Annotated in this window: 17 protein-coding genes; 1 reads left to right on the top strand and 16 read right to left on the bottom strand. The window is 40.2% G+C overall.

The genetic code is table 11. The annotated features are described in order from the left end of the window. Positions 1 to 40: 40 nt before the first annotated feature. The 4 genes from ACWI_RS00255 to ACWI_RS00240 all read right to left on the bottom strand — a co-directional run bounded on the left by ACWI_RS00255 (position 41) and on the right by ACWI_RS00240 (position 3,820). Positions 41 to 664 (bottom strand): acetyltransferase, encoded by a 624-nt coding sequence (locus ACWI_RS00255; RefSeq protein WP_070369439.1) that lies wholly within the window; start codon positions 662 to 664, stop codon positions 41 to 43. Positions 665 to 725: 61 nt separating this feature from the next. Beyond that, complete coding sequence (locus ACWI_RS00250; RefSeq protein WP_139142299.1) at positions 726 to 1,340, bottom strand: sugar transferase; 615 nt, start codon at positions 1,338 to 1,340, stop codon at positions 726 to 728. 8 nt (positions 1,341 to 1,348) lie between these two features. Further along, positions 1,349 to 2,455, bottom strand: coding sequence for a DegT/DnrJ/EryC1/StrS family aminotransferase (locus tag ACWI_RS00245; protein WP_070369437.1), 1,107 nt, complete (start codon positions 2,453 to 2,455; stop codon positions 1,349 to 1,351). 117 nt (positions 2,456 to 2,572) lie between these two features. Then, a complete protein-coding gene (locus ACWI_RS00240; protein WP_070369436.1) occupies positions 2,573 to 3,820 on the bottom strand; it encodes a glycosyl hydrolase family 28-related protein in 1,248 nt (415 codons plus the stop codon). Positions 3,821 to 4,243: 423 nt separating this feature from the next. Between ACWI_RS00240 and ACWI_RS00235 the strand changes: the two genes are divergently transcribed. Next, a complete protein-coding gene (locus tag ACWI_RS00235) occupies positions 4,244 to 4,564 on the top strand; it encodes a nucleoside triphosphate pyrophosphohydrolase (RefSeq protein ID WP_070369435.1) in 321 nt (106 codons plus the stop codon). A gap of 61 nt (positions 4,565 to 4,625) precedes the next feature. Here the strand turns inward: ACWI_RS00235 and ACWI_RS00230 are convergent, their stop codons facing one another. The 12 genes from ACWI_RS00230 to ftsY all read right to left on the bottom strand — a co-directional run bounded on the left by ACWI_RS00230 (position 4,626) and on the right by ftsY (position 12,496). After that, positions 4,626 to 4,991, bottom strand: a complete 366-nt coding sequence (locus tag ACWI_RS00230; RefSeq protein WP_070369434.1) for a YraN family protein — start codon at positions 4,989 to 4,991, stop codon at positions 4,626 to 4,628. Next, positions 4,988 to 5,767 carry a ribonuclease HII gene (locus tag ACWI_RS00225; RefSeq protein WP_084633405.1) on the bottom strand — a complete coding sequence of 260 codons (780 nt, stop codon included), beginning with the start codon at positions 5,765 to 5,767 and terminating at the stop codon, positions 4,988 to 4,990. Before ACWI_RS00225 ends, ACWI_RS00230 begins: the two co-directional genes overlap by 4 nt. Before the next feature lie 209 nt (positions 5,768 to 5,976). Further along, on the bottom strand, positions 5,977 to 6,816 hold the full coding sequence (gene ylqF, locus ACWI_RS00220; RefSeq protein ID WP_070369433.1) for a ribosome biogenesis GTPase YlqF: 840 nt from the start codon (positions 6,814 to 6,816) through the stop codon (positions 5,977 to 5,979). Positions 6,817 to 6,818: 2 nt separating this feature from the next. Next, positions 6,819 to 7,346 (bottom strand): signal peptidase I, encoded by a 528-nt coding sequence (gene lepB, locus ACWI_RS00215; RefSeq protein WP_070369432.1) that lies wholly within the window; start codon positions 7,344 to 7,346, stop codon positions 6,819 to 6,821. A gap of 76 nt (positions 7,347 to 7,422) precedes the next feature. Then, the gene (gene rplS, locus ACWI_RS00210; RefSeq protein WP_070369476.1) at positions 7,423 to 7,770 is read right to left on the bottom strand and encodes a 50S ribosomal protein L19; all 348 of its coding nucleotides are present in this window, start codon (positions 7,768 to 7,770) and stop codon (positions 7,423 to 7,425) included. Positions 7,771 to 7,860: 90 nt separating this feature from the next. Beyond that, positions 7,861 to 8,559 carry a tRNA (guanosine(37)-N1)-methyltransferase TrmD gene (gene trmD / locus ACWI_RS00205; RefSeq protein ID WP_070369431.1) on the bottom strand — a complete coding sequence of 233 codons (699 nt, stop codon included), beginning with the start codon at positions 8,557 to 8,559 and terminating at the stop codon, positions 7,861 to 7,863. Further along, positions 8,556 to 9,071: a ribosome maturation factor RimM gene (gene rimM, locus ACWI_RS00200; protein WP_070369430.1), complete on the bottom strand. Its 516-nt coding sequence runs from the start codon at positions 9,069 to 9,071 to the stop codon at positions 8,556 to 8,558. The genes trmD and rimM overlap by 4 nt, the downstream gene beginning before the upstream one ends. Positions 9,072 to 9,137: 66 nt before the next feature. Next, entirely contained in the window at positions 9,138 to 9,368 is a 231-nt protein-coding gene (locus ACWI_RS00195; RefSeq protein WP_026394773.1) for a KH domain-containing protein, read from the bottom strand. Between the two features lie 16 nt (positions 9,369 to 9,384). Beyond that, a complete protein-coding gene (gene rpsP / locus ACWI_RS00190; protein ID WP_026394772.1) occupies positions 9,385 to 9,630 on the bottom strand; it encodes a 30S ribosomal protein S16 in 246 nt (81 codons plus the stop codon). 71 nt (positions 9,631 to 9,701) lie between these two features. Further along, complete coding sequence (ffh, locus tag ACWI_RS00185; protein WP_070369429.1) at positions 9,702 to 11,039, bottom strand: signal recognition particle protein; 1,338 nt, start codon at positions 11,037 to 11,039, stop codon at positions 9,702 to 9,704. 9 nt (positions 11,040 to 11,048) lie between these two features. After that, entirely contained in the window at positions 11,049 to 11,405 is a 357-nt protein-coding gene (gene ylxM, locus ACWI_RS00180; RefSeq protein WP_070369428.1) for a YlxM family DNA-binding protein, read from the bottom strand. Between the two features lie 188 nt (positions 11,406 to 11,593). After that, positions 11,594 to 12,496 (bottom strand): signal recognition particle-docking protein FtsY, encoded by a 903-nt coding sequence (gene ftsY, locus ACWI_RS00175; RefSeq protein ID WP_070369427.1) that lies wholly within the window; start codon positions 12,494 to 12,496, stop codon positions 11,594 to 11,596. Between the last annotated feature and the right edge of the window lie 82 nt (positions 12,497 to 12,578).

Below are 12,578 nucleotides of genomic sequence, written 5' to 3'. Positions count from 1 at the left end.
CTGCTCCTCTCATTGTAGTTCCAAATCCAGATCGCCTTTTCTATCTGTGGATACTTCTGGCTGGAACTCCCACATAGGTTCCTGGTGCGATTATGTCTTTCACCACAACCGCACCTGCGCCAATTTTGCAGTTGCCGGTAATGGTCAAATTATTACTGATGGTACTGCCAATTCCAATCCAGGTTTTTTGACCAACCGCCACCATCCCGGCCAGATGCGCCCCGGGCGATACATGAACAAAATCGGCAATACGATTATCGTGGTCTACTGTCGCCGCAGTGTTGATAATACAACCTTTGCCGATTTGCGTGGCACTGTTAATGACAACACCAGCCATAATCACTGTTCCGAGCCCTACTTCCACCGCTGACCCAATAATCGCTGAAGGATGGATTAAGCATGGTGGCTTTATCCCTGCTGACTCAAGCTTGTTTTGAACCTTCTCTCTAATTTCATTGTTTCCAACGGCGACAAAAATATCGGCTTCATTTGCCAATTTAAAGGCATCCTCAGTTTTGCCGACAACGCCAAAGCCCATACACTCAGTGATTGATTCATCATCATCGAGAAAAAAAATATCTTCCCATATATTCATTTTTATAGCAATATCAACGACAACTTTTCCATGTCCACTTGCTCCGATGATCAATAACTTTCTTTTCACAATTCAGCGCTCCCTTCGATTAGTATTGCAAACTTTATAGCAATATTAATAGATTGTATTTTTAGTCGTCTTTGCTTGTTCCTTGAAATAACTCCATTGTGGTCGAATCATTAGCATTGATCCCTTCTCGTTTGAAGACTTTTTTTAACGTTAATAAGATTATCTTCCAATCCTCCAAAAAACTGATCGAGTCTACATATTCAACATCCAGATCAAATTTCGCTTCCCAGCTAATGGCATTGCGACCGTTTACCTGAGCTAAACCAGACAAACCTGGCCTGACCTCGTGCCGTCTTTTTTGTTTTTCATTATAAAGCGGTAAGTATTGCACCAATAAGGGCCGCGGACCAATAACAGCCATATCGCCTTTTAGTACATTCACCAGTTCCGGTAGCTCATCCAGACTGGTGGATCGTAGAAAACTACCAAATTTAGTCAGTCGCTTGTCATCTGGCAACAGTGCGCCTTGTTCATCACGCTGATCAGTCATGGTTCTAAACTTATACAGGGTAAATACCTTTTCATTTAAACCTGGTCTTTTTTGTTTAAATAACACCGGATGGCCCAGTTTTTTTCTGATTAACAGGACTAAAACAAAAAATACCGGTGAGAGAACAATGATTGCTGCCAAAGATAAACAAAAATCCATCGGTCTTTTTATAAATCTTTTATAGATCATCGCAGTCACAACCCTTTGATAATATGACAGATTCGCTCCTGATCCGCTTCTGTCATTTTCGTATCAGAGGGTAAACAAACACCTGACTTGAACAGCTTTTCCGAAACTGTTTCCCCGATATAGTCACACCACTTAAAAAAAGGTTGTTGATGCATGGGCTTCCAAAGCGGTCGTGATTCAATATTTTCGTCTCCCAGAGCCTCCATTATTTCCAGCGGTTTTATCGATCCATCTAAGGTAATACAGCTCAACCAGTAATTAGGTTGATTCCAATGATTTATCGGCATAAACTGAATCCCCGGCAGTTGCTCCAGTTCTCTTTTGTAAAATTCAAAGATGCATTTTTTCTTGGCAACCCTTTGATCCAGCACTTTTAATTGACCACGGCCGATCCCGGCAGAAATATTGCTCATGCGATAATTAAAGCCCAATTCACTGTGCTGATAATGCCTTGCCGCATCCCGGGATTGGGTTGACCAGAATCGTACCTTTTCAATTTTTTCCTGATTATCTGAAACCAGCATCCCCCCACCAGACGTAGTAATAATCTTATTTCCATTAAAACTAAATACCCCGTATTCTCCGAAGGTGCCGGTTTGTCTACCTTTGTACAAGGTACCCAGGGACTCCGCAGCATCTTCGATGACAGTGACGCCATGATGATTACAGATTGCCATGATTTTATCCATGTCTGCCGATAAACCGTAAAGATGCACGACAATCACCGCTTTTACTTGAGGATATTTTTCAAAAGCCTCTTCTAATACAATTGGACAGATATTCCAGGTTTCTTCATCACTATCGATAAATACCGGAATTGCCTTTTCATAGATAATCGGATTTACGGTTGCTGAAAAAGTGAAAGATGGACAAAAAACAATGTCGCCTTCCTCAACCCCAGCCGCTCTCAAGGCCAGATGAATTGCGGCAGTCCCGGTATTGACTGCCGCTGCATATTTAGTACCAACTTTTGCTGCAAACTCTTTTTCGAATTCATTAACGTTTGGACCCAGTGGTGCGATCCAATTGGTGGCAAATGCTTCCTTGATATATTCCATTTCAAATCCTTCATCACTCATGTGCGGTGATGCCAGATAGATTTTCTCTGCCATTTTTGTCATCCTCCTAAAATATTGTTAATTGATGCCACCTCAATCCATTACTTCAATGCTATTTCTACGATGCCATTCACCAAACTTTTTATATAAGCTCTCTATTCTTAAATAAAACTATTCGATAATCAGATTCTTTATTTTTGCAGTGCTATTAACGCTGTATAGAGGAATATTCTTAACATTATCATCCTCAAATGAAGACAATCGCAGATCTTCAATCTTGCCAATCAACAAGCATAGAGATTCCGTTATATTGCTGGCATCAATTGTTACATTGGAGATTGTTGCTTGATTGACATCTCTAATACTAAAAGCACCATGATCATACTCATTTAGTTTCGATTTACTTATTCTCACTTCATCAATATTCAATTCAGATGCGTCATTTATTTTAAAGCCAAGACTGCTTCCTTCGATAACCACATCTGACATCGATATATTTTTTGCGCCACTATTAATATGAACGCCAACAACACTATCCTTAATACGACAATTTTTAAACACCATGTTTTGGGGCGGTTTATCATACTGAGCATTCCCGGCTATTGCTATTCCTCCTCCTGACGCATTGTTGAATTCAACATTTTCAAAATAAAAATCACTGTTATCCCCTCTTAAATATGCAGAATGCAACCATTTCGTCCCACCATCATTCGAATTGAGAACACTATCAATCATTCTAAATCGATTCGTACCTGAAATCTGTATGGGCATACTAGAAGCATCAATCTTCAAATTACTAATCTGAATATCCGTATTTCGATGACGACCAGATTGTGAAATTTTGAGGCCTACATACATGTTTGTCATTGAGACATTTTTTATTTCCAGATTTTGAATATTCTGGAAATAAATTCCCTGAACATTGCTGATCATACTATTGGCATGGTAATTCGTACCCTTGTATGAATTTTCAGATTTTAATGTGATGCCTTCAATTGATACATTGGCTATCATTTTATCAGGACTTGACCAAAGCATATTTCTGATAGTTTCTTTTTCAGGCTCCATATAAAGTATCGCTCCATAGCCGCTAATGTGGGTGTCTTTACTAATGACCAATTGTTTTGTGATAAAATATGGCTCCTCAGATTCTGGTATAACTAACAGTGCATTTTCTTTACTTGATGCATCTATTGCCTCTTGTAGTGCTACTGTATCATCTGTTAGCCCATCGCCTTTTGCTCCGTAATCTTTTGCGTTTATTATTTTATCAGTTGGTACTACTACTTCTTTTATTTGATTTGTACTCAAAGTGAGCTTTTCCGATGAGTCCAATTTTGCTGGACTTATTAAGTTGAATGCAAAAACGCTAAAGCTGATCGTAGCTAGTATTAACACTGATATCGCTAATTTACCCATAATACCCCCTCCCCTCGGTATTTTACAAGATCTTTACCGCCGTAAATTGAAATAATAGTCGGTGTGAAAACATCAGTGGTTTCGCATTTTTAAATAGAACTATTCTAATTATAATAGTATTTTTAATACAAAAACACAAGCGCTTTTAATTATTACTAACGAGCATCTTGTTCTTAATTTGAATCTTGCTAACTAACGAAGTCAATTAAGAGATAGATACCCAAATTTCTCGCAAAAATGCAGGGCACAACATTAGGCTGGTTTGCGATCCAGATAATTTGTGATACTATTTCCACTCTTTATTTCTATCAATTGTATCATAACATCAAACCGGAATGATTCAGATTTTTTTCCAAAAATAAATACTTTACCTCTTGTTTTTAAGTCGAGCCATTGGGTATAATATGCTTGAGGTGATAGATTATGAAAGTTGAGTACAACAAAATTGTTCGGAATAAGATTCCGGAAATCATTCGAGACAGTGGACGTACCTGTGAGTACAAAATCTTAGGTGAATCAGAAGTTCGAGAAGCACTAAAGGAAAAGCTTCTTGAAAAAGCTCAGATTTTTTTGAAAAGACCCTCTGAAGATGAACTTTCAGATATCTACGAATTGCTGGATGCAATTGTGGAAAGCTTTGATTTTGAGCCGCTTCATATCGATTATTTAAAAATTCAGAATAAAGAGAATAAAGGTACCTATTCTGAAAAAGTTTTTCTTATTTCAGTAGACGACGGCCAATAGTATTTTCAAAAAATACGCTAGGACTGATGTCGATATTTTTGACGTCAGTCCTGTTTCTTGATCAAAACAAAAAAGCACTTTCAAAATGATTGATCACCTGCTCCCCGTTTGATTCATAATAGATTTCGATAACATCAAAGCGGATATTGACATCATCGAGCTGCATTTCTTTTACGTACCAAAGCGCTGTTTTAATAATTCGTTTTTGTTTTGACCGGTTCACTGCTTCCCGGGGATATCCATAATCCAGGTTTTTTCGATATTTAACTTCAATAAACACCAATGTGTCACGATCTTTTGCAATGAGATCGATTTCACCAGATGGCTTTTTATAATTTGTTTCACAAATCTGAAAACCATAATTTTTTAAATATTTTAGGGCTAAATCCTCTCCAGCCTTTCCTTTTTTTACATTATGTGTTTTCATTTTAAACCAAGATTCTGAATAAAACTTTTGCGGTGGATGGGCGTCGGCCCATATTTTTTTAGGGCTAAGATGTGTTCAGCAGTACCATAACCCATATTGTGATCGAAACCATACTCCGGGTACTCTTCGTGATAAATCTGCATCAGATTGTCCCGGTAAACCTTGGCAACAATGCTTGCCGCAGCAATGGCATAGCTGGTGGCATCACCATGGACAATCGCTTTCTGAGGGATATCTGTATCGATATGAAGAGCATCAATCAGTAGCAGATCCGGTTTAACAGACAACTTCGCCAGCGAATCAGTCATGGCCTTTTTGGTCGCATTAAGAATATTCAGATTATCAATCACATCACAATCAACCTGTCCAATGGCATAGTCCACAGCATCTTCAAGGAGTTGTTCACATAAGATTTCACGACTTTTTTTTGCGACTTTCTTCGAGTCATTAACATATAAGCGGCTGGAATCTGGTTTCAGAATAATGACACAGGTCACCACCGGTCCGGCTAATGGGCCCCGACCAACCTCATCAATGCCACCGATATTCAAGATACCCTGATCATAGTAACCGGATTCAATTGATTTCATTTTTTTAATTCGTTGAACTTCAAGATCTCTGGCTGCAATTTTATTCTCTAAATTTTGTCCAATTTTTTTCACAGCTACTCGATGATCTTCTTTCAACATCGGTATCAGATCGGGATATTCTTCCATCTGCCTGGTCACGATGTACTCTTTTATCTGTGTAACGGTCATATTATCAAATAGATTCATGTTTACCTCTTTTTCCTACAATACTATCGCCATTATACTACAAGTCAGCGAACAAATATAGACGACACCACCCAATAATCCATTTTAAACCGAATAAACCGCACTTCCATCAATGGATAGTTTCTTTGCTCAAATAAAAAAACAACCAACTTTATATAAGATAATTGGTTGTTTTGTCATCATCATAACACATTGCCACAAATACGTCGCTATTCCGGTCGTTCCAACGTAATCCGGCCAATTCGGCCATTCTTGAAATCGTTGAGAATCAGCACACTGGTGCGGGCATAATCATATTCGCCACCTTTAATCAGCAATCCCCGACTTTTAGCAATGGCATCGAATACCTCGGGGATATTTTTGCCTTCTACTTCAATTTTGTATAGGGTTTCCAAATCTCCCGGATAATAGATTAGTAGATATTTTAACAGATCTGCAGCGATGTTCTCTTTTTCATAAATGGTATCCTTAATGGAACCCAACCAGGCTAAGTGGAGACCGACCAGGGGATCTTCAAATTTTGGCCATAAGATTCCCGGGGTGTCCAAAAGCATCAGGTGATCCGGGGTACTCAGCCATTGCTGCCCCTTGGTGACTCCTGGCTTATTGCCAATCTGAGTTTTTTTCTTACCGATCAGACTGTTGATTACTGTGGATTTACCAACGTTGGGGATTCCACAAACCAGACATTTTACCTGAGCTTTTTCTTTTACATTCAAATCCTGAATGGTTCTGACCAACTCAGTCTTCATCCGACGGTCAAAGGCATCAAACAGCACCACTTTTTGAATATCGGTATTTTTTTTAAACCACTCAATCCATTCCAGACTGACTTCCGGATCGGCTAAATCTGACTTGTTCAATAGCAGGATATGCTGCTTATTCCAGGTATACTGATTAATTTCGGGATTTTTGCTGGAAAGCGGTAATCTGGCATCAACTACTTCGATTACCACATTGATCAGTTTGAGTTTTTCTTTAATTTCCCGATTGGCTTTGGCCATGTGCCCGGGATACCATTGTATATATTCTATTTTTTCTTCAGACATCCTTATACCGTACCAATTTCTGAAAGCGGCCAGATTCTAAAGATAACTTTCCCATCAATGGCATCCCTTTCGACAAAACCCAGGCTGGGATAACGGCTATCTGAGCTATTGGCCCGATTATCACCCATGACAAAATAGGTTCCCATTGGGACGGTAACCTCAGCAAAGTCTTCATAAGGATCAGGGTTAATATAATCCTCCTCTAGCGGTTCGCCGTTACGATAAACTACCATATCCTTGATTGCAATGGTATCGCCGCCCTTGCCAATGACCCGCTTGACATACTCAATGCTATCACTATAACTGAGGATCACAATATCGCCATAATCCGGTTCACCGATGGTATAGCCTATTTTATTGACAATCAGACGATCTCCCTCCACCAGCGTGGGAAACATCGAACTGCCCTGAACCATGACAAAGTCGAACAAAAACATCTTTATGATAAAAGCAAGCACAATGGCAATCACAGCGGATTGAATCCATTCTTTTAGTTCCAAATTACCTTTAGATTCCTGATCTTCTTTCATTTTTTCACTTCCTTGCTAAATTTCTAGTTATTAAAACGCTTGAATTAACCAAAAAAGAGGCTTGATAGCCTCTGAATTACGCTCTTTTTTCTTTGACTTTTGCTGCTTTACCAACACGGTCACGAAGATAGTTAAGCTTAGCTCGACGCACCTTACCACGACGAACCACATCAACCTTTTCGATTTTTGGCGAATGCACCAGGAAGGTTCTTTCTACCCCAAAGCCAGACGAGATTTTTCGTACCGTAAACGTTTCGCCAACACCGCCGTTTTGCTTTTTAAGGACGATGCCTTCAAAAATCTGAATACGTTCTTTTTTACCTTCGATTACTTTAACATGAACTTTAACGGTGTCACCAACACTAAATTTTGGTGGCTCAGCCTTCATGTTTTCTAATTGAATCTTTTTGATAATGTCCATTATTTTCTCCTTAATATTCGATTTGCGACGTTCATGCATCGGGTACAGAGGACCGTCTCACTTAATAACATACTGATATATTATACACTTTGTCTATTCATTATGCAAGCTTTTTTGATATTTTTCAAATAAGTCAGGCCGCTTCAACCGGGTCCGTGTTTCTGCCTGTAATAAGCGCCATTTGTTGATTGCGGCATGGTTGCCGGAGAGCAATACTTCAGGCACTTCCTGGCCCTCAAATTCCCGGGGTTTGGTATACTGGGGATATTCCAGCAGATGGCTTTCAAAGGATTCTTCTGCCAAACTGTCGCTATTTCCCAGAAAGCCGGGAATATGTCGAGCAATGGCATCAGCCAGAGTTAAGGCCGGTAATTCACCACCAGTCAAGACATAATCCCCCACTGAAAATTCCAGATCCACATAAGCATCTATCACCCGCTGGTCAATTCCTTCGTAATGACCACAGATAAAAATGATGCCCGGATACTCCGATAGCTTTATCCCATCTTTTTGTTCAAATGGTTTGCCGCCAGGGGTCAAGTAAATAACTGGATATGTGCCTAAATCAGCAATGCTTTTCAGGGCGGCGACAATCGGAGGTGCCGCCATCACCATCCCGGCACCGCCACCGTAAGGGGTATCATCAACCTTATGATGTTTATTTCCGGAAAAATCCCGAATATTAATCACCGTATAGTCAATCAGACCCGCTTTGACACCTCGGCCAATCATCCCGGTTTGAAAATATATTTCAAAGATTTCCGGAAATAAAGTTAAGAAATAAAATCTCATAGCTCTAATATTTCCTGAGGGATACTGGCATCGATCCGGCCTTCAGTAACATTGATTTTTGTAAAATAAAGCTTGCGGGCCGGAACGCAATAGACCTTCTTGTCGGCAGTGATGGTATAAACATCCACCCCGCCTGCTTGCATCACATCGGTTATTTTTCCAAGCAACACTCCGTCATTGTAAACTGGCAATCCCAACAAGTCTTCAATAAAAAATTCATCTTCAGACAATGCCACTGCCAGTTCCCGGGGAATCCCGACTTCCCGGCCAATTAATGCTTCAGCCTCGTTACGGTTTTTTACATTTTCCAGAAACAGCAATACATTGTTTTTATGAAGACGGCAATTCGTAATCTTATAATCTGTTGCAGCTTTATCATGGATTAAAATGACCTCATCCAGATCATAAAAACGACCCGGATCATCAGTCAGCGGTTGAACTTTTAATTCACCCTTAATTCCATGTACGCCAAGAATCCGGCCAATGATGATTAAACGATTATTATTTTCCATTATTTTCTCCTGTTTAAACCCTAAAAACACCCGAAAAAAAAGAGCTGTATACACAGCCCAATGCCTTTATTGGATGATCTCCAACATGACACGTTTATCTTCTTTCGTGGCAGCGGCTTTTATGACGGTACGAATTGCTTTTGCGATACGCCCCTGTTTTCCAATGACCTTGCCCATATCGTCGTCTGCGACCTTGAGTTCCAAAATAATGGACTGTTCGCCTTCAACTTCCTGGACAGATACCGCATCGGGGTGTTCAACAAGAGCCTTTGCAATAATTTCCACAAGTTCTTTCATCATTTACCTCCTGGTACTACTCGATTACGTTTTCTCTTTTTAACAAATACTTGACGGTATCTGTTGGTTTTGCGCCATTGGCCAACCATGTTTTGGCTTTATCTGCATCGACTTTTACGAGTGCAGGGTCAACACAAGGGTTGTAGTATCCAATTTCTTCGATGAACTTACCATCACGTGGTGCTCGTGCATCGGCAACAACGATTCTATAAAAAGGTTTTTTCTTTTTACCCATTCTTTTTAATCTGATTTTAACTGCCATGTTCGTTCCCCCTTTCTTAACTTCTTTATCTAATGACATAAAGTCCTTGATAACACTAATCATATTTCAGTCTACATGAACGGTAGCTTCATCCGTCCTTTTTTTGCAATGTTTGGGTTTGACATTTGTTTCATCATCTTTTTGGATTGTTCAAATCCCTTTAACAACCGGTTGACGTCCGCAACCATGGTACCGCTCCCCAACGCAATTCGTCTTCGTCGGCTGGCATTGATAATCCCTGGTTTATGACGTTCTTCCTTAGTCATCGACAAGATGATAGCCTCGGTTTTCTTGGTATCAGCACCAGATAAATCCACATTCTTCAATGCTTTTTTATTGGCCCCCGGCATCATTTCCAGCAAGCTACTGATCGAGCCCATGCTTTCAATCTGCTTGATCTGATCGAGAAAGTCATTAAGATCAAAATCCTGGTTTCTGAACTTTTCTTCAAGTTCTTTGGCCTTTTCCTCATCCATCATACTCTGGGCCTTATCAATAAAGGATAATACATCCCCCATTCCCAAAATTCGTGATGCCATCCGATCTGGATAAAAGAGTTCAATATCGGTCAATTTTTCACCGGTTCCGATATATTTGATGGCTTTACCAATTGTATAAGTAATCGATAAGGCGGCACCACCCCGGGTATCGCCGTCGAGTTTGGTTAAGATTACTCCTGAAATATCCAGTAGACGATTAAATTCATTGGCAACATTGACCGACTCCTGACCAGTCATCCCATCGACCGTTAATAAAATCTCGGTAGGATTAATCGCTTCTTTGATGTTGACCAATTCAGCCATCAAGGCTTCATCAATTTGCAAGCGACCGGCGGTATCCATGATCACCAGATCATAATGACCTTCAATTGATTTTTGCAGTCCCCGTTTGGCTATCCCCACCGGATCTTTTACATCATGTTCGGAATAGACGTCAATCTTTAATTCATCCCCGAGGATTTCCAACTGTTTAATTGCTGCCGGACGATAGACGTCACAGGCGACCAGTAGTGGCTTGAATTTTTTTTCTTTGCGCAACAAGTTGGCCAGCTTGGCTGCGGTCGTTGTTTTACCAGCCCCCTGAAGACCGACCATCATATACACGTTCTGGCGGCCCTGAACAAAGTCCATCCGCTCAATTTCGCCACCTAAAAGGGCTGTCATTTCGTCTTTGACAATTTTAATAAACTGTTGCCCGGGCGTCAGGCTACTTAGTACCTCTTGGCCGATTGCCCGTTCACCGATATTTTTGGTAAATTGTTTAACGACTTTGAAATTGACATCAGCTTCTAATAGGGCCATTTTAATTTCCCGATTAACTTCCTGGATGTCTTTTTCGTTGAGTTTTCCTTTGCGCTTTAGTTGGGAAAATATATTTTGAAATTTTTCATTTAATCCTTCAAAGATCATCTGTCACCTCTAGTTTTCTTCACTGACATTTTTCAGTTTTTCAACCACCAGCATCAATTCGGATTTAAGCTGTTCGTCTTTTTCCCGATCAACACAATCCAATAGTTCTTTCTCAATTTCTTCCAAAAGAACTTGAGATTTTAAAAACTTGGCGATGAGTCCCAGTTTTTCTTCATAGGCTTCCATCATGGCTTTCGAGCGTTTAATCACATCAAAAATACCCTGTCGGGTAACTGCCATTACCTCGGCAATTTCCGCCAGGCTATAGTCGTCATCGTAGTAATACTCTAAAATCTGCTTCTGCTTAGCAGTCAGCAGCTCACCATAAAAATCAAATAAATACTGTTCCCCTACTTTTTTTTCCATAAGCACCTTCAGCATCGTCGTAAAGGATATTTACTTGACGACTTACCTATTGTAAGTCCTGGCAGAGAAAAAGTCAAGCTTTTATTCCCGATTTTCAGGACATTTCTTCAATAATTTCAAGATTTTTTCTCTTAAAAGTTTAAGCTTGTTACAACCTGTGGTGTCCGATTTCACAATCACACAAAGCCTTATTCAAACAACAGATCAACAAATTTCTTTGGATCAAAATCTATAAGGTCCTCCGATTTTTCACCGATGCCAACATATTCGATAGGGATCTGCATTTCATCAATAATCGAAATGGCAATACCACCTTTAGCCGTACCATCCAGCTTGGTCAAAACGATACCCTTGATTTCCACACATTCATGAAAGACCTGGGCTTGATTAATGGCATTTTGACCGGTTGTGGCGTCCAGCACCATTAAATTGTGGATCGAAAAGCCTTCACCTTCCCGGTTAATCACCCGGCTGATCTTTTCAAGTTCTTTCATCAGGTTGACCTTGTTATGGAGTCGTCCGGCGGTGTCGCAAATCAGAATATCGGCCTTCCGGGCCTTAGCTGCCCCAATGGCATCAAAAATTACCGAGCTGGGATCAGCGCCGGTTGTACTTTTGATAATATCAACACCAACCCGTTTAGCCCATTCGTCGAGTTGTTCCACCGCCGCAGCTCGAAAGGTATCAGCAGCCGCAATAACAACTTTTTTTCCTTCTTTTTTATAACGCTCGGAAAGCTTGGCAATAGTGGTGGTTTTACCAACCCCATTGACCCCGACAATCAGCATAATAGTAGGAAGTTGGGGTTTTTCGGTTTCTACCTGAACCATCTCCACCAGGATTTCTTTTAGAAAACCCACGACTTCTTCCTTGCTTTTGGATCGGGTTTCTTTAATCTTCGCTCGGAGCGCTTCAGTGATTTTCACCGAAGTTTGCGCCCCTAAATCCGAAAGAATCAGCGTTTCCTCCAGTTCGTCGAAGAAATCATCGTCAAAACTGCCCATATACATGACATTTTCAATTTTCTCCTTAAAATTGTCAGCTGTTTTGATCAGTTTATTGCGCATCCGTTCATATAAACTTAATTCCATAATTGCCTCCTTAGTTTTACTTCATCAATTGGAGCTAAAATGAGTGTACTACCCAATCACTTTAACATTATCCATGATATTA

Origin of the sequence: Acetobacterium wieringae (assembly GCF_001766835.1) — a bacterium.
Classification (GTDB): Bacteria; Bacillota; Clostridia; order Eubacteriales; family Eubacteriaceae; genus Acetobacterium; species Acetobacterium wieringae.
This window is presented reverse-complemented; position numbering and strand designations above follow the sequence as displayed.